15 protein-coding genes are annotated in these 15,650 nt (G+C 72.5%); 7 read left to right on the top strand and 8 right to left on the bottom strand.

Going from position 1 to position 15,650, the window contains the following annotated elements; genetic code table 11:
• Positions 1 to 23 precede the first annotated feature (23 nt).
• Positions 24 to 854: an ABC transporter permease gene (locus FHX73_RS20510; protein ID WP_145906383.1), complete on the bottom strand. Its 831-nt coding sequence runs from the start codon at positions 852 to 854 to the stop codon at positions 24 to 26.
• On the bottom strand, positions 851 to 1,795 hold the full coding sequence (locus FHX73_RS20515) for an ABC transporter ATP-binding protein (RefSeq protein WP_145906384.1): 945 nt from the start codon (positions 1,793 to 1,795) through the stop codon (positions 851 to 853). Before FHX73_RS20515 ends, FHX73_RS20510 begins: the two co-directional genes overlap by 4 nt.
• Positions 1,796 to 2,244: 449 nt before the next feature.
• On the opposite strand from FHX73_RS20515, the gene FHX73_RS20520 reads away from it, so the two are divergent.
• A complete protein-coding gene (locus FHX73_RS20520; RefSeq protein WP_145906385.1) occupies positions 2,245 to 4,080 on the top strand; it encodes a glycosyl hydrolase family 18 protein in 1,836 nt (611 codons plus the stop codon).
• Between the two features lie 65 nt (positions 4,081 to 4,145).
• Here the strand turns inward: FHX73_RS20520 and FHX73_RS20525 are convergent, their stop codons facing one another.
• A complete protein-coding gene (locus tag FHX73_RS20525; protein ID WP_145906386.1) occupies positions 4,146 to 4,940 on the bottom strand; it encodes a VOC family protein in 795 nt (264 codons plus the stop codon).
• A 92-nt stretch (positions 4,941 to 5,032) separates the two neighbouring features.
• Positions 5,033 to 5,575, bottom strand: coding sequence for a MarR family winged helix-turn-helix transcriptional regulator (locus FHX73_RS20530; protein ID WP_145906387.1), 543 nt, complete (start codon positions 5,573 to 5,575; stop codon positions 5,033 to 5,035).
• A gap of 114 nt (positions 5,576 to 5,689) precedes the next feature.
• Between FHX73_RS20530 and FHX73_RS20535 the strand changes: the two genes are divergently transcribed.
• The 4 genes from FHX73_RS20535 to FHX73_RS20550 all read left to right on the top strand — a co-directional run bounded on the left by FHX73_RS20535 (position 5,690) and on the right by FHX73_RS20550 (position 10,168).
• Complete coding sequence (locus FHX73_RS20535) at positions 5,690 to 6,970, top strand: MFS transporter (RefSeq protein WP_145906388.1); 1,281 nt, start codon at positions 5,690 to 5,692, stop codon at positions 6,968 to 6,970.
• A gap of 67 nt (positions 6,971 to 7,037) precedes the next feature.
• Complete coding sequence (locus FHX73_RS20540; protein WP_145906389.1) at positions 7,038 to 8,606, top strand: dolichyl-phosphate-mannose--protein mannosyltransferase; 1,569 nt, start codon at positions 7,038 to 7,040, stop codon at positions 8,604 to 8,606.
• Positions 8,607 to 8,668: 62 nt separating this feature from the next.
• Positions 8,669 to 9,388, top strand: coding sequence for an ABC transporter permease (locus FHX73_RS20545; protein ID WP_145908415.1), 720 nt, complete (start codon positions 8,669 to 8,671; stop codon positions 9,386 to 9,388).
• 195 nt (positions 9,389 to 9,583) lie between these two features.
• Positions 9,584 to 10,168 (top strand): TMEM165/GDT1 family protein, encoded by a 585-nt coding sequence (locus tag FHX73_RS20550; RefSeq protein WP_145906390.1) that lies wholly within the window; start codon positions 9,584 to 9,586, stop codon positions 10,166 to 10,168.
• Between the two features lie 7 nt (positions 10,169 to 10,175).
• Here the strand turns inward: FHX73_RS20550 and FHX73_RS20555 are convergent, their stop codons facing one another.
• Positions 10,176 to 11,186: a peptidoglycan-binding protein gene (locus FHX73_RS20555; protein WP_145906391.1), complete on the bottom strand. Its 1,011-nt coding sequence runs from the start codon at positions 11,184 to 11,186 to the stop codon at positions 10,176 to 10,178.
• A gap of 201 nt (positions 11,187 to 11,387) precedes the next feature.
• Between FHX73_RS20555 and FHX73_RS20560 the strand changes: the two genes are divergently transcribed.
• Positions 11,388 to 13,445, top strand: coding sequence for an MFS transporter (locus FHX73_RS20560; protein WP_145906392.1), 2,058 nt, complete (start codon positions 11,388 to 11,390; stop codon positions 13,443 to 13,445).
• Here the strand turns inward: FHX73_RS20560 and FHX73_RS20565 are convergent.
• The 3 genes from FHX73_RS20565 to FHX73_RS20575 all read right to left on the bottom strand — a co-directional run bounded on the left by FHX73_RS20565 (position 13,442) and on the right by FHX73_RS20575 (position 14,582).
• Positions 13,442 to 14,047, bottom strand: coding sequence for an HAD family hydrolase (locus FHX73_RS20565; protein WP_145906393.1), 606 nt, complete (start codon positions 14,045 to 14,047; stop codon positions 13,442 to 13,444). The two genes, FHX73_RS20560 and FHX73_RS20565, sit on opposite strands and share 4 nt — an antisense overlap.
• A gap of 39 nt (positions 14,048 to 14,086) precedes the next feature.
• Complete coding sequence (locus tag FHX73_RS20570) at positions 14,087 to 14,335, bottom strand: SCO4226 family nickel-binding protein (protein WP_145906394.1); 249 nt, start codon at positions 14,333 to 14,335, stop codon at positions 14,087 to 14,089.
• Positions 14,336 to 14,438: 103 nt separating this feature from the next.
• Positions 14,439 to 14,582, bottom strand: coding sequence for an LPXTG cell wall anchor domain-containing protein (locus FHX73_RS20575; RefSeq protein ID WP_145906395.1), 144 nt, complete (start codon positions 14,580 to 14,582; stop codon positions 14,439 to 14,441).
• Positions 14,583 to 14,864: 282 nt separating this feature from the next.
• On the opposite strand from FHX73_RS20575, the gene FHX73_RS20580 reads away from it, so the two are divergent.
• Complete coding sequence (locus FHX73_RS20580) at positions 14,865 to 15,584, top strand: Crp/Fnr family transcriptional regulator (protein ID WP_145906396.1); 720 nt, start codon at positions 14,865 to 14,867, stop codon at positions 15,582 to 15,584.
• The last annotated feature ends 66 nt before the right edge of the window (positions 15,585 to 15,650 follow it).

The following is a 15,650-nucleotide window of genomic DNA, read 5'->3' on the forward strand; positions in this document are numbered from 1 at the left end:
ACGGTTCGGCCCGGCTGCTGGTCTCACGCGTCCCGCCGCTTGAGCACCGCGGCCGCGCCGATCAGGGCGGCCACCACGTAGATCCAGAGCACGCCGTAGCCGGTCCACGGGGCGAGCGTGCCCGGGTCCGGGTTGAGCGTGGCCACCGCCTGGCCGGCCGCGCCGGGCAGGTACGGGCCGATGTGGCTGCTCCAGTTGGACGGCAGCACCTCGACCAGGGTGGGCAGCACCAGGAGCATGCCGAAGATCGAGGCGATGCCGCCGGCCGTGTTGCGGATCATCGTGCCGACCGCGACCGCGAAGATGCCGATCGCGGTGAGGTAGAGCGAGGTGCCGATGACGGTGCGGGTCACCCCGGCGGCCGACAGCGTGGTCTGCACGTGGTTGCCGGAGAGCACCGCCTGGCCGCCGAAGAAGGCGACGAACGCGGTGACCAGGGTCACCACGAAGACGACGGCGGCGAAGACGCCCGCCTTGGCCCAGAGCACCGGCAGGCGGCGCGGCACGGCGGACATCGAGGCGCGGATCATGCCGGTGCTGTACTCGCCGCTGACCACCAGCACGCCGAGCACGCCGACGGCGAGCTGGGCCGCCAGGTAGCCGCGCAGGCTGCGGTCGGCGGCGTTGATCGAGAAGGCGTGGTCGCGCGCGTCGGGGTGGTTCAGGTGGTCGATCGCGCCGTAGCAGGCGAGCAGGCCGAAGCCGACCATGAAGACCACCGCGGCCAGCAGCGTGAAGTAACTCGAACGCAGCGTACGGAACTTGATCCACTCGGAGTGGACCACCCGGGGCAGCGTGACCTTGCCGCCGACCGATGGGCGGGCCGCTGCGGTGGTGGGGGTGGCGGTGCTCATGCTGCGTGCTCCTCGACCAGCGTGCGGGGGGCGACCACGGCGTCGTACTCGACGGCGTCCTTGGTCAGTTCCATGAAGGCCTCCTCCAGCGACGCCTGACGCGGCGTCAGCTCGAAGAGCACCACCCGGTGGTCGGCGGCGAGCCGGCCGACCGTCTCGCTGTCCGCGCCCTCCACGGTGAGCACGTCCGCCTCGTCCTCGGCGGTGACGGTGATCTCCGGGTTGCGGCGCAGCAGTTCGGCCAGCTCGTCGGCCTGCGGGGTGCGCACCCGCACGCCGCCCTGCGAGGCGCCGGCGGTGAACTCGGCGACCGAGGTGTCGGCGATCAGCTTGCCCTTGCCGATCACGATCAGGTGCTCGGCGGTCAGCGCCATCTCGCTCATCAGGTGCGAGGAGACCAGCACCGTGCGGCCCTCGGCGGCCAGCGACTTGAGCAGGTTGCGGATCCACAGGATGCCCTCGGGGTCGAGGCCGTTGACCGGCTCGTCGAGGATCAGCGTGGCCGGGTCGCCGAGCAGCGCGGAGGCGATGCCCAGGCGCTGGCCCATGCCGAGCGAGAACCCGCCGGCCCGGCGGCGGGCGACCTCGCGCAGGCCGACCAGGTCGATCACCTCGGTCACCCGGCTGCGCGGGATGCCGTGGGTGGCGGCCAGCGCCAGCAGGTGGTTCTGGGCGGACCGGCCGGTGTGGATGGCGCGGGCCTCCAGCATCGCGCCGACCTCGCGCAGCGGGGCGCGGTGCTCGGCGTAGCGCTTGCCGTTGACGGTGGCGTGGCCGGAGCTCGGGGTGTCCAGGCCGAGCAGCATCCGCATGGTGGTGGACTTGCCGGCCCCGTTGGGGCCGAGGAAGCCGGTCACGATGCCGGGACGGACGCTGAAGCTCAGGTCCTGGACGGCGGTTTTGGGGCCGTAGCGCTTGGTGAGGCCGACGGCTTCGATCATCTGAGGTCCTCAAACGAGGGAGCGGGTGGTGACATCCTCAACGCTAGGCAGCGCCGGGGGCCGGAACGAGCCGCGCCAGGAGGATTCGAACCCGCGGCCGGTGCGACGCGAGATGCAGCGCGGCTACATCTTGAGACGGACCTTGATTCGGGTGCGGAGGTTTAGCCGCAGCTCATCGGCGGTGCGGCGGATCGACCAACCTTAACGGCAACTCAAGTGTGGCGAGGGACTCTTGACGCCCCTGTTGGTCTAGTCCATTTTAATCCGCAGGTGCAGGGAGCCCCTGAGCCGGCGTCAGTGGTGCAAACCACTGACGCCGGTCCTGGGGTGCCCGGCAACCGCGCACGATTCCCCGATGTCATGCCCATGCCCGAGGTGGTCCCACCCGCCCCGGGCGTCCCTGCACACCACGGGCATGACGGTCCCCCACAACCATGGAGTCGCACGTCATGCTCACCCGTTCAACCGCCCGGGAGACGACCCCGGACCAGCGCCGCCGCCCCAAGGGCCTGGCCGCGCTCGCCGCCGGCACCGCGGCCTCGCTGTTGCTCGGCGCCTCGCTCGCGCTCACCTCGGGCGGCACCGCCCACGCCGCCGCCACCAACACCACCGGCGCGGCCGCCACCAGCGGCGGCATCAAGGTGGCCTACTTCGACCAGTGGTCGATCTACTCCAACGCCTACTACCCGAAGAACATCAACGACTCCGGGACCGCGGGCAAACTCGACTACCTGATCTACGACTTCGCCAACATCAACCCGACCACGCTGCAGTGCTTCGAGGCCACCAAGGCCGCGGACACCAACGACGCGGACCCGAACGCCGGCGACGGCGCGGGCGACGCCTTCGCCGACTACGAGAAGTCCTTCGGCTCGGACATCAGCGTCAACGGCACGGCGGACGTCTACAACCAGCCGATCGCGGGCAACTTCAACCAGCTCAAGGAGCTGAAGGCGAAGAACCCGAACCTGAAGATCCTGCTGTCGATCGGCGGCTGGACCTACTCCAAGTACTTCTCCGACGCGGCCGCGACCGACGCCTCCCGCAAGGCGCTGGTCTCCTCCTGCATCGACATGTTCATCAAGGGCAACCTGCCCTCGGACGCCGGCTACGGCGGCCCGGGCACCGGCGCCGGCATCTTCGACGGCTTCGACATCGACTGGGAGTACCCGGGCGGCGGCGGCCACACCGGCAACCACTCCTCGCCGAACGACAAGCAGGACTACACCGCGCTGCTCGCCGAGTTCCGCTCCGAGCTGGACGCCCAGGGCAAGACGGACGGCAAGACCTACGCGCTGAGCGCGGCGCTGCCGGCCGGTCAGGACAAGATCGCCAACATCGAGACCGACAAGGTCGGCCAGTACCTGACCTTCGGCGACGTGATGACCTACGACATGCACGGCGGCTGGGAGGCCACCGGGCCGACCAACCACCAGGCCGCGCTCTACTCGGACCCGAGCGACCCGGCCACGCCGATCGCCCCGGGCACCTCGAAGTACTCGATCGACGAGGGGATCAAGGCCTGGACGGCCGGTGATCCGCAGTACGGCATCCCCGGCGGCTTCCCCGCCAAGAAGATCAACATGGGTGTGCCGTTCTACTACCGCGGCTGGACCGGCGTGCCGGCGGGCAGCAGCCACGGCCTGTTCCAGACCGCCACCGGTCCAGCGCCGGGCGCCGCGATGTCCGGCAACGTCAACGGCATCCGGATGTACAAGGAGCTGTCCGGCGTCGTCGACAACCCGGCGGACACCTACTGGGACGACACCGCCAAGGCCGCCTACTTCTACGACGGCACCAACTTCTGGTCCGGTGAGAACGCCCAGTCGATCCAGTCCAAGGCCGACTACCTGCACTGCAACGGCCTCGGCGGCTCGTTCGCCTTCTCGCTGTACGACGACCCGAGCGCCACGCTCTTCAACGACATGGCGAACGACACCAACGGTTCGGCCGCCAGCTGCCTGGCCGCCCCGACGAGCAGCGCGCCGGTCAGCACCCCGCCCGTCTCCACCCCGCCCGTGAGCACGCCGCCGGTCACGACCCCGCCGGTCACGACTCCGCCGGTCAGCACCCCGCCGGTGACGACCCCGCCGGTCTCCACCCCGCCGGTGACCAGCACCCCGGGCAGCTGCTCCGCCCCGAGCTGGAGCTCCGCCGCGGTCTACGCCACCCCGACCCAGGTCTCCTGGAAGGGCCACCTCTACACCAACAAGTGGTGGACCACCGGCGAGGACCCCTCGCTCAGCGGCCAGTGGGGCGCCTGGACCGACAACGGCCCTTGCTGATCCCCCCGTCCTGAAACACCGTGCCCCCGGAGCGACCACGCTCCGGGGGCACGGCCCACTGTCCGTCAGGCGTCGGGCATCTGGGGCTTGATCACCCAGAACGCGCCGCCCTGGTTGTCCGTCAGGCCGCCCATCCGGCCCACCGGCGTGTCCATCGCCGGCACCAGCACCGAGCCGCCGGCCCGCACCGCCGCGTCGAACGTGGAGTCCACGTCGTCCACCGCGAAGTAGGTGGCCCAGTGCGGCGGGGTGCCGTCGGGGTGGTTGGCCAGGCTCTGCGCGCCGCCGACGTCCTTGCCGCCGACCTTGAGCGAGAAGTACTCGCCCATGCCCTCCGGCCCCTCCATCGGGGTGATGTCGATGCCCAGCGCCGTGCGGTAGAAGCCGGTGGCGGCGGCGACGTCGCTGGTGTTCAGCTCGTTCCAGATCACGGCGCCGGGCTCGTTGACCACCTGCGCGCCGAAGAAGTCCAGCGGCTGCCAGACACCGAAGACGGCGCCGGTCGGGTCCTGGGCGATCAGCATCTTGCCGACCGTGCCGACGGTCATCACGTCGAAGAGCAGCTTGCCGCCGCCGGCGCCGATCTTGGCGGCGGTGCCCGCGGCGTCGGCGCTGGCCAGGTAGGTGGTCCAGGCGGTGGGCGGGGCCGGCGAGTCGCCCATCGGCACGGCGGCCATGATGCCGGCCACCGGCTTGTCGTTGAGGGTCATCATCGCGTAGCCGCCGAACTCCTCGGGGCCCTTCTCGCCCTGCCAGCCGAGCAGGTCACGGTAGAAGTCGATGGCCGCCTGCTGGTCCGGAGCGGCCAGGTCGACCCAGCACGGCGTGCCGGGCGCGTACGGTTCGTTCACCACGGGCATGGGTGTCGCCTCCAAGGGCGGAACTTGACGTCTCGTTGCCCCCCGGAGACACCCTGCCGCCGACCGTGCGGCGGCGCCACTCAACGCGCCACTCAGGGCGCGGTGGACTCGACCCGGGTCAGCATCCGGCCGAGCAGGCCGGAGAGCACGGTGCGCTCCTCGGGGACGAGGTCCTGGAGCAGCTCCTCCTCGAAGACGGCGGCCATCCGCATCGACTCCAGCCACTTGTCCCGGCCGTTCTCGGTGAGTTCGATGATCACCCGGACCCGGTTGGCCTCGTCGCGCTCCCGGGTGACCAGCTCCTCGCCGACCATCCGGTCGATCCGGTGGGTCATCGCCGCCGGGGTCAGGCCGAGCCGCTTGGCCAGCTCGCCGGGGCCGAGCCGGTAGGGGCTGCCGGCCACCACCAGGGCCTTGAGCACCTCCCACTCGGCGCTGGTGATCCCGAGCGCGGTCAGCTGCCGCCCGTAGGACACCGCCATCCGCCGGGCCACCCGGGACATGGTCGACACGATCGTCTCGACCTGCGGGTCCACGGTGGGGAACTCGCGCTGGTAGATCGCCACCTGCTCGGCGATGTCGAGTTCGCCGGGGCCTGCCGGGTCGGCCGCCGCGGCGGCCTTGCGTGCGCTCATGGCGCTCAGTCTCCCATGCTCTGTAGCCAACGTTAAGGCTTTGACAGTGCAGTCTTTCTGTATGTAGAGTTTAGCTTCGAAATGTTCCGAGCTAAAGAGTAAGGGGTGTCTCCCATGAAGCAGCAGAAGTACGGTGCGGACGGCACCCTGCGCCGGGTCCAGCTCGGCAACGCACTGAGCGCCTTCGGCAGCGGGTTCACGATGCCGTACATGTTCGTGTACGTGGACCAGGTGCGCGGGCTCGGCACCGCCTCCGCGACCATGGTCTTCACCCTCTTCGCGCTGGCCGCGCTCGCCGTGCTGCCGTTCGCCGGCCGCGGCATCGACCGCTACGGGCCGCGCCCGGTGCTGCTGGCCGGCTGCGCGATGGCCGCCACCGGCGCCTTCGCCTTCGGCCAGGCGCACGGCACGGCCGCGCTGCTGGTCTCGGTCTTCCTGTTCGGCGGCGGGGTCACCACCTGCCAGCCGGCGCTCGCCACGATGATCGTCCGGTGCTCCAGCACCGCGACCCGCTCGCACGCCTTCGCGCTCCAGTTCACCCTGATCAACCTGGGCATGGGCCTGGGCGCGCTGGTCGGCGGGCAGATCGTGAACACCGCCGACCCGGCCAGCCTGACCCGGCTGTTCACCATCGAGGCGCTCACCTTCTTCGGCCTGGCCGCCGTCACCGGTACCGCCCGCATCCCGCGTCCGGCGCCGGTGCTGGTCACCGACGAGCAGCCGCGCAGCGGCCTGCGTGCGCTGGCCGGTGACAAGGCGATGGTGCGGCTGCTGCTGCTCGCCGGGCTGATCTTCTTCACCTGCTACGGCCAGTTCGAGTCCGGCGTGGCCGCCTTCGCCACCGACACGGTGAAGACCGCGCCCTCCACCCTGGGCCTGGCGATCGGCGCCAACGCGCTGACCATCGTGCTGCTGCAGATGTTCATGGTCCGGATCACCGCCCGGCGCCGCCGCACCACCGCGATGGCCGCCACCGGCGTGATCTGGCTGGGCGCCTGGGCCTTCGCCCTGCTGGCCGGCCTGCTGCGCGGCGAGGCGGCGCTGGCCACCGCGGCGATCGTGGCGATCTACGTGCTGTTCGGCATCGGCGAGTCGATGCTGGCGCCGACCCTCGGCCCGATCGTCGCCGACCTGGCCCCGGCCCGGCTGCTCGGCACCTACAACTCGGCCTTCGCCCTGGTGAAGCAGACCGCGATCGCGGTCGGCCCGGCGGTCGGTGTGCTGCTGGTCGGCTCCGGCACCTGGCCGCTCTACCTGGCGGCGATGACCGGCTGCACCCTGCTGATCGTCGGCACGGCCCTGCGGCTGCGCCGCCACCTCACCCCGGCCCAGGACAACGCGGTGGCCGGCGGTCCGGTGACCGTGCCGGTCCGTGAGCTCCAGACGGCGGCGTGAGAGGGTGACGGGGTAAACCCCGCCGCCTGGAGTCGGCGGTGATCGACGACTCGACGACGGTGGGGCCATGGCAGACACGGCAGTCATCGAACGGCCGGCCGAGGCGGACCCCCGCCCGGCCGGCCGTCCATCCCTGCTGCGGGGGATCGACCGGCGGCTGCCCTGGGTGCTGCGGCACGGCGGCTGGCTCGGCCCGCTCGCGGTCGCGGTCTTCGCCGGACTGCTGCGGTTCTGGAACCTCGGCTACCCCCACGCCTTCGTCTTCGACGAGACCTACTACCCCAAGGACGCCTGGTCGCTGCTGCAGCAGGGCTACGAGGGCGGGTGGGCGGACAACGCCAACACGGCGATCCTGGGCAACCCGCAGTCCATTCCGCTGAACAGCTCCTGGGCCTTCGTCGCCCACCCGCCGCTGGGCAAGTGGGTGATCGCCGTCGGCGAGGCGGCCTTCGGGCTCAACCCGTTCGGCTGGCGGGTGATGGTGGCGCTGCTCGGCACCCTCTCGGTGCTGATGCTGGCCCGGATCGGCCGCCGGCTCTTCGGCTCCACGCTGATCGGCTGCACCGCCGCGCTGCTGATGTCGGTGGACGGCCTGCAGTTGGTGATGAGCCGGGTCGGCCTGCTCGACGGCGTGCTGATGTTCTTCGTGCTGGCCGCCTTCGGCTGCCTGCTGATCGACCGGGACAAGACCCGGGAGCGGCTGTTCGCCGACGGGGTCGACGCCGACACCGTGCGGCTCGGCCTGCGTCCGTGGCGCCTGGCCGCCGGCCTGCTGCTCGGCGCGGCCTGCTCGGTGAAGTGGAACGGCGCGCAGATCCTGGCCGCCTTCGGCCTGCTCACCGTGCTCTGGGACCAGGCCGGCCGGCGCCGGGCCGGTGCCCGCCGCCCGATGCTCAGCATGCTGCGGCACGACGCCGTGCCCGCCTTCTGCTCGATGGTGGTGGTCGGCGCCGGCGTCTACCTGGCCTCCTGGAGCGGCTGGTTCGCCACCTCCGGCGGCTACGACCGGCACTGGGCGGACGGTCACCCCGGCGGCATCCTGCCCGGGCCGCTGCGCTCCTGGTGGCAATACCAGACCGAGATGTGGCACTTCAACACCACGCTCACCACGCCGCACACCTACCAGTCCAACCCGTGGAGCTGGCTGGTCCAGGGCCGCCCGGTGAGCATGTACTGGCAGACCGTCACGGCCGGCCAGCAGGGCTGCGGTTCGTCCGGCGGCTGCACCGAGCAGATCCTGGCGCTCGGCACCCCGCTGCTCTGGTGGACCGCCTGCTTCGCGCTGGCCTACCTGCTCTGGCGCTGGTTCTTCCGCCGCGACTGGCGCTCCGGCGCGGTGCTCTGCGCGGTGGCCGCGATCTACCTGCCCTGGTTCCAGTTCCAGCAGCGCACCATCTTCTCGTTCTACATGGTGGTGCTGGTGCCCTTCCTCTGTCTGGCCGTCGCGCAGATGCTCGGCGCGATCGTCGGCCCGGCGGGGGCGAGCGTGCGGCGGCGGGCCTGGGGCGGCGGGGTGGCCGGCGCGCTGGTGCTGGCGATCATGGGCTGCTTCCTCTACTTCCTGCCGCTCTACACCGCCCAGATGATCCCGATGTCCGACTGGCAGGACCACATGTGGTTCACCAGTTGGATCTGATCGCCGCGGGGTCGTCCGGCTCCGGCCAGCTGTTGGAGGTCACCCCGCTGCTCGGGGTGCTGATGGCGGTGCTGCTGGCCGTCGCCGTCGCGGTGGCCGGCCGCGGCCAGCTGGGGCACGGCAAGGCGGTGCTGCGGGCCGGGCTGCGGGCGGTGGTGCAGCTGTCCGCCGTCGCCCTGGTGATCACCTGGGTGGTGCACTCGCTCTGGCTGACCGCGCTGTTCGTGCTGCTGATGTTCACCGTGGCGGTGCGCACGGCCGGGCGGCGGATCACCGACGAACCCGGCTGGTCCTGGGCCTGGGCGGCGCTGCCGATCGGGGGCGGGGTGCTGCCGGTGCTGGTGCTGCTGCTCGCCACCGGGCTGCTGCCCGGCAAGGGGATCACCATCGTGCCGGTGGCCGGCATCCTGATCGGCGGCGGGCTGACCGCCACCTCGCTGGCCGGCCGCCGGGCGCTGGACGAGCTGACCCAGCGTCACGGCGAGGTGGAGGCCGCGCTGGCGCTCGGCTTCGAGGACCGGGACGCCCGGCTGGAGATCTGCCGCACCGCCGCCGCCACCTCGCTGGTGCCGGCCCTGGACCAGACCCGCACGGTCGGCCTGGTCACCCTGCCCGGCGCCTTCGTCGGCATGCTGCTCGGCGGCGCCTCGCCCGTGCAGGCCGGCGCAGTGCAGCTGTTCGTGCTGGTCGCGCTGCTCGCGGTGGAGGCGGTGGCGATCGTGGCGGTGCTGGAGCTGGTCGGCCGGGGGCTGGTGCGCCGTCCGGTACACTGGCGGGGTTGAAGGGGAGTAGCCCTCCACCGGATCGTCGACATACTGGCCGGCTCAGTGAGCCCGCCCGGCGCCCGGGACACCTGACAGGGTGTTGGCGAGACCTTCGGCCGCAGTGCTGTGACCAACACCAGTGCTGTCGGGCCGGGGTCTCTTTTCTTTTGAGCCCGCCGGCCGGGCAGCCCGACCGTGGAGAAGACGCTCCAGATGGACCTGACGATTTTCGCCGTGACCTTCGGCATCATCTTCCTGGCCGAACTGCCGGACAAGACCGCGCTCGCCGCGCTGATGCTCGGCACCCGCTACCGCGCGCTCTACGTCTTCGCCGGGGTGGCCGCCGCGATGGCGGTGCAGGTGGGGCTGGCGCTGGCGGCCGGCAGCCTGCTCTCGCTGCTGCCGCACCGCTGGGTCGAGGGGGTGAGCGGACTGCTCTTCCTGGCCGGCGCGGTGATGCTGCTGCTGCACAAGCACGACGACGAGGAGGGCCACGAGGGCCGCAAGCCCTCCTCCAGCGGCTTCTGGAAGGTGGCCGGGGCGAGCTTTCTGGTGGTCGCGGTGGCCGAGTTCGGCGACCTGACCCAGATCATGACCGCCAACCTGGCCGCCAAGTACGCCGACCCGCTCTCGGTCGGCCTGGGCGCCTGGCTGGCGCTCTGCGCGGTCGGCGGGCTGGCCGTGCTCGGCGGGCAGAAGCTGCTCGCGCTGGTGCCGATGAAGGTGATCATCCGGGTGGCGGCGGCCGCGATGCTGGTGCTGGCCGGGATCAGCGTGGTCGGCGCGATCACCGGCTGACGCGGGCTCAGCAGGTGTCGCCGGCGTCCAGGGCGGCCTGGGTCTGCGGGCCGACGTAGCCCCACTGGTCCTGCCAGAGCTGGTTGGCCGACTGGAAGTCGCCGACCTCCTGCTGGGTCCTGCTGTCGTACCGGCCGCTGTGGGCGCTGCCGCAGCCGATCGTGCGCAGCTGCTGCTGGAGCGCGGCCACGGCCGGGCCGGAGTCGCCCGGGGACGGCGCGGCGGTGGGGCTGGGCGGGGCGGAGCTGGGGGCCGCGCTGGTGGGGGCGGCGGAGGTCGGCGGCGGCGCCTGGGTGGTCGGCGGGGGCGGGGCGGCCGCGGGGCTGCTCGGGGCGGGCTCGGTGGCCCTGGTTCTGGACGGGGTGGGTCTGGGTCTGGCCGAGGTGCTCGGGGCCTGCGGGGCCGAGCTCTCGGGGGCGGGGGCGGTGCTGGGCGGGGCTCCGTCGGTCGGCGGGGCGCTGGTGACGGCGCTGGGCAGCGGCAGCGGGAGCGCCTGGCGGTCGGGCGTGCCGGTGGGGCTGAGCGCGTACGCCAGGCCGACCCCGATCGCGATCGCTCCCGCACCGGCCGCCACGACCAGGCCGGTGCGCCGCTGCCGGGCCTTGCGGGCGGCGGCGCGCGAGCTGGCGGGGGCGGGCTCGGCGGCGATCGGGAAGAGGCCCAACTCGCGGGCCGGGCGGGCCGGCTCCGGCTGCGCCGGCGCGAACGGCTCCTGTGTGTACGGCTCCTGTGCGTACGGCTCCTGTGCGTACGGCTCCTGCGGGTACGGCTCCTGTGCGTACGGCTCGGTCACCGGGGGCAGCACGGCGGTGGCGTACGGGTCCTGCGGCGGCTGGTAGCCGTCGGCGGCCACCGGGTAGGGCTCCGGTTCGGCCAGCGGCCCGGCCACGTACGGGCGGACCAGCGGGGGCCCCTCGGTCAGCGGGAGGATCGCCGTCTCGGTCGAGTCCGCGTCGTGACCGGAGCCGGCCTGGCCGGAGTCGGCCGGACCGGATCCTGGCGGGGCGAATCCCGGCATGGGCCGGTCCTCCTGAAGCTGTCGGGTGGGGCTGGAACGGGCCCGATTATGCAGCACACCGTAGCGGCCGAACAGTGCTGACCGACCCTCCGGTCCCGGCTCCGCGCTGTTGCGAATGGCGCAACCCCGGGCCGCAAACCAGGACAAATCTGACACGATGAGGTGTCAGAAGCTGCCGCCCCATCAGACGGAGGACCGGCCATGGCGGATCCGGTGACCGAGGCCGCGCCCCCGCAGCCCCCGCAACAGGGCGAGGTGCACAACCTGTGGGTGCCGATCGGCGCCCTGCTGCTCGCCCTGCTGCTGGCCGCGCTCGACCAGACCATCGTCTCCACCGCGCTGCCGACCATCGTCAGCGACCTCGGCGGACTGGAGCACCTGTCCTGGGTGGTGACGGCCTATCTGCTGGCCTCCACCGCGGTCACCCCGCTCTGGGGCAAGCTCGGCGACATGTACGGCCGGAAGCGGTTCTTCCAGGCCTCCATCGTGATCTTCCTGATCGGCTCCGCGCTCTGCGGGGTGGCCCAGAACATGGGCGAGCTGATCGCCTTCCGGGCGCTGCAGGGCCTGGGCGGCGGCGGCCTGATCGTGCTCACCCAGGCGATCGTCGGCGACCTGGTGCCGCCCCGGGAACGCGGCAAGTACCAGGGCCTGTTCGGCGCCGTCTTCGGCGCCACCAGCGTGCTCGGCCCGCTGCTCGGCGGGTTCTTCGTGGACCAGCTCTCCTGGCGCTGGGTCTTCTACATCAACCTGCCGATCGGCGTGGTCGCGCTGATCGTCATCGCGATCGTGCTGCACAGCGTCGAGGTGAAGCGCGAGCACGCGATCGACTACCCGGGCATCGTGCTGATCGCCGCCGTCGCCACCTGCCTGGTGCTGATGACCTCGCTCGGCGGGGTCAGCTACCCGTGGGGCTCCTGGCAGGTGATCGGCCTGGGCGTGCTCGGGGTGGTGCTGCTGGGCATCTTCCTGCTGGTCGAGCGGCAGGCCGCCGAACCGGTGCTGCCGCCGCGGCTGTTCGTCTCGCGGACCTTCAGCCTGGTCGCGGTGATCTCCTTCGTGGTCGGCTTCGCGATGTTCGGCGCGCTCACCTACCTGCCGACCTTCCTCCAGGTGGTGCAGGGCGTCTCACCGACCATGTCGGGCGTGCACATGCTGCCGATGGTGCTCGGCATGCTGGTCACCTCGATCGGCTCCGGCCAGATCGTCGCCCGCACCGGCCACTACCGGATCTTCCCGATCCTCGGCACCGCCGTGGTCACCGTCGGCCTGGTGCTGCTCTCCCGGCTGACCGAGTCCACCTCGACCACCGTGATGAGCCTCTACTTCCTGGTCTTCGGCCTCGGGCTCGGCCTGGTGCTCCAGGTGCTGGTGCTGATCGTGCAGAACTCGGTGGGCTACCAGGACCTCGGGGTGGCCACCGCGGCCGCCACCTTCTTCCGCTCGATCGGCGCCTCCTTCGGCGTCTCGATCTTCGGCAGCATCTTCACCACCGGGCTCAACCACCGGCTGACCGACGCGCTGCGCGGGCTGCACCTGCCGCCCGGCTTCAGCCCGAAGGAGATCACCGCCGACCCCCGGGTGATCCACGGCCTGCCGCCCACCGTCGCGCACGGCATCCTGCACGCCTACGCCGGCTCCATCGCGCACGTCTTCCTCTACGCGGCGCCGGTCGCCTTCGCCGCCTTCCTGCTCGCGCTGTTCATCCGCGAGCAGCCGCTGCGCGCCTCCGTCACCGCGCCCGACCTCGGCGAGTCGATCGGGATGAACCCGGTGGAGCGCAGTTCGGTGGACGAGATCGCCCGCGCCCTGACCGTGCTGAACAGCCGGGAGGCCCGCCGCGACCTCTACCGCCGGATCACCGCCGAGGCCGGGCTCGACCTGCAACCCGCCTCCAGCTGGCTGCTGTTGCAGATGCACCGGCAGGGCTACGTGGAGCCCGCCGAGCTGGCCGAGCACCGGATCGTGCCGCCGGCGGTGATCGAGGCGGCGGCCCGCGAGGTGGAGGGGCGCGGGCTGGCGCAGCGCAACGGGCTGCCGCTGCGGCTCACCGAGGAGGGCGAGCGGCTGGCCGCGCGGCTGGTCGCGGCCCGGCGCAGCCAGCTCGCCAAGCTGCTCGGCGACTGGGACGAGAAGCAGTTCGCCGACCTGGCCGAGCTGCTCACCCGGCTGACCGAGAACCTGTGCGGCGACCCGCACGACCACCCCGACCCGACGGCGCAGCCGCACGTGCCGCACAGCGAGGGCCGCTCCTTCTAGCCGAGCACGGCCCGCAGGTCGGCGATCGAGCGGAAGTGCAGGCCGGTCATGCCGAGCGCGGCGGCCGCTGCCACGTTCTCGGCCCGGTCGTCGACGAACAGGCAGCGCTCCGGTGCCACGCCGGCCCGTTCGGCGGCGATCCGGTAGATCGCCGGCTCCGGCTTGACCGCGCCCACCTCGGCGCTGTTCACCACCGCGTCGGCCAGGTCGAGCAGGCCGAGCCGGGCCAGGTCCTCGTCCAGCCAGACGGTGGCGTTGGTGACCAGCACCAGGGGCACCCGTTCGCGGACGGCGCGCAGCAGCGCCACCACCTCCGGGTCGGCGCTGAACGGCGCGGTGGTGAAGACCTCGGCCAGCTCGCGGGCCGTCGGCTCCGGTATCCGCTCGGCCAGCCGCTCGGCGATGCTGGCCCGCCACTCGGCCCGGGTGATCCGGCCGAGCAGCAGCGGGCCGTCCACCTCCGGGGCGAAGCCGGTCCGCAGGGTCTCGCCGGCGGGCAGGCCGGCCGCCAGCTCCAGCCGGTTCAGCTCGGTGTGGTCGAAGTGCCGGATCACGCCGTCCACGTCGGACAGCACGGCGTCGAAGCTTCGTTCGCTGATCATCCAGCCTGGATAGCGGTCGACCGGCCGCCCTGTCCAGGGTCAGACGCTGAACGGCACCGAGTGGATCTCGTCGGGCTTGTGCCCGGCGCGCTCGTGCACCCGCTGCACCGCCTCGGCCGAGGGCGCCTCGGAGAGGCACCAGACGGTGCCGGAGGCCGGGTCCGCCCAGGCCTGCTTGAAGTGCACGCCCTCCGACTGCTGGACCGCCAGGTCGGCGCGGTGGGCGGCTTCCAGCTGCTCCGCGGTGATGCCGCTCATTCCGTGGTGGACGTCCATGAAGGTGGCCATCGTGGCTCCTCCGTCCGGTTCGCCGGCCCGGCGCCTCACCGGGCCGTGGGGCACCTCCCATCCTCGCGCGCGGCGGGCGGGGCCGCCGAACCGGGCGGGCGGGTCACTTGCGGCGCTTGTTGCGCCTGGCCAGGACGAAGCCGTAGCCGATGCCGATCGCCAGGCCGATGCCGACCATCAGGAAGACGTTCGGGCCGGAGGAGCCGGCGGCGAGCAGGGCGGTGCCGATACGGGAGGCAGCGGGCATGGCGAGCGCGGACCTTTCGGTGGACAGCGTGGCGGCCCGCACTCCCCGCTGACGCTCTGGCCGGGCCGGGCGCGGCCACCCACGACAATAACCGGACCGCCGCCGCCGACCCGAACGGGACGGGCTCGACCCGGCGCGCGTGATCGGATCGATGCGCGCATCCGCCTGTCTGCGGCCGCCCGGCGCGCCTACACTCTGCGTGCCGATCGCGCGCGCCGGGTCGCGGGCCGTGCGGCGGTGTGTCCACTGGTAACTGACGGTGCGTCGGCAAGGAGCGCGACCATGGCGCTGTTCGGGGAACGCCAGACCTTCCTGGGCCGGCTCAGCCCCGCCGACCGGGACGCCCTGAGGGCCCTCGGCGCCGAGCGGGCCTTCCCGGCCGGCGGCCCGCTGCTGCGCGAGGGCGACGGCGGCAGCCACGTGCTGGTGCTGCTCACCGGCTGGAGCGTGGTCTGGGTGGCCACCGAGCGCGGCGGCCGGGTGATCCTCGGGCTGCGCACGGTGGGGGAGCTGGTCGGCGAGATGGCCGCGCTGGACCCGCACCACCCGCGCAGCGCCACGGTCAGCGCGATCGGCCCGGTGCGGGCGCTGTCGGTGCCGGGCGACCGGTTCCGCCGGTTCATCGCGCAGCGGCCGCACGTGGCCGCGCTGGTGATGGCGCAGCTGGCCGACCGGCTGCGCGGGGCGGACCACGAGCGGCTCGCGCTGGCCTCGCTCACCGTGCTGCGCCGGCTCTGCGGGCGGCTGGTGGAGCTGGCCGACCGGACCGGGCGCCCGGCCGGCCCGGGAGCCGGCGGCGGGCCGGTGACGATCCGGCCGCCGATGGCGCAGAGCGACCTGGCGGCGGCGATCGGCGCCACCCGGGAGGCGGTGGCCAAGGCGCTGCGGCTGCTGCGCGAGCAGGGGCTGGTGCAGACCGGCCCGGGCACCCTGGTGGTGCTCGAACCCGAGCCGCTGCGGTTGCTGGCCGAGGGCCTGGAGCCGCCGGAGCGGGCGCACTGAACGAAGCGGGGGCCGGGGCCTGAGTAAACGGCTACAGCGCACGGCCCGGACCCCGCGCACGCTGGG

Origin of the sequence: Kitasatospora viridis (assembly GCF_007829815.1) — a bacterium.
In the GTDB taxonomy this organism is placed as follows: Bacteria; Actinomycetota; Actinomycetes; order Streptomycetales; family Streptomycetaceae; genus Kitasatospora; species Kitasatospora viridis.

What these genes read in the sequence shown, in the direction of transcription:
- FHX73_RS20510 (WP_145906383.1), bottom strand. Translation starts at nt 854, where the DNA reads ATGAGCACCGCCACCCCCACCACCGCAGCGGCCCGCCCATCGGTCGGC.
- FHX73_RS20515 (WP_145906384.1), bottom strand. Translation starts at nt 1,795, where the DNA reads ATGATCGAAGCCGTCGGCCTCACCAAGCGCTACGGCCCCAAAACCGCC.
- FHX73_RS20520 (WP_145906385.1), top strand. Translation starts at nt 2,245, where the DNA reads ATGCTCACCCGTTCAACCGCCCGGGAGACGACCCCGGACCAGCGCCGC.
- FHX73_RS20525 (WP_145906386.1), bottom strand. Translation starts at nt 4,940, where the DNA reads ATGCCCGTGGTGAACGAACCGTACGCGCCCGGCACGCCGTGCTGGGTC.
- FHX73_RS20530 (WP_145906387.1), bottom strand. Translation starts at nt 5,575, where the DNA reads ATGAGCGCACGCAAGGCCGCCGCGGCGGCCGACCCGGCAGGCCCCGGC.
- FHX73_RS20535 (WP_145906388.1), top strand. Translation starts at nt 5,690, where the DNA reads ATGAAGCAGCAGAAGTACGGTGCGGACGGCACCCTGCGCCGGGTCCAG.
- FHX73_RS20540 (WP_145906389.1), top strand. Translation starts at nt 7,038, where the DNA reads ATGGCAGACACGGCAGTCATCGAACGGCCGGCCGAGGCGGACCCCCGC.
- FHX73_RS20545 (WP_145908415.1), top strand. Translation starts at nt 8,669, where the DNA reads ATGGCGGTGCTGCTGGCCGTCGCCGTCGCGGTGGCCGGCCGCGGCCAG.
- FHX73_RS20550 (WP_145906390.1), top strand. Translation starts at nt 9,584, where the DNA reads ATGGACCTGACGATTTTCGCCGTGACCTTCGGCATCATCTTCCTGGCC.
- FHX73_RS20555 (WP_145906391.1), bottom strand. Translation starts at nt 11,186, where the DNA reads ATGCCGGGATTCGCCCCGCCAGGATCCGGTCCGGCCGACTCCGGCCAG.
- FHX73_RS20560 (WP_145906392.1), top strand. Translation starts at nt 11,388, where the DNA reads ATGGCGGATCCGGTGACCGAGGCCGCGCCCCCGCAGCCCCCGCAACAG.
- FHX73_RS20565 (WP_145906393.1), bottom strand. Translation starts at nt 14,047, where the DNA reads ATGATCAGCGAACGAAGCTTCGACGCCGTGCTGTCCGACGTGGACGGC.
- FHX73_RS20570 (WP_145906394.1), bottom strand. Translation starts at nt 14,335, where the DNA reads ATGGCCACCTTCATGGACGTCCACCACGGAATGAGCGGCATCACCGCG.
- FHX73_RS20575 (WP_145906395.1), bottom strand. Translation starts at nt 14,582, where the DNA reads ATGCCCGCTGCCTCCCGTATCGGCACCGCCCTGCTCGCCGCCGGCTCC.
- FHX73_RS20580 (WP_145906396.1), top strand. Translation starts at nt 14,865, where the DNA reads ATGGCGCTGTTCGGGGAACGCCAGACCTTCCTGGGCCGGCTCAGCCCC.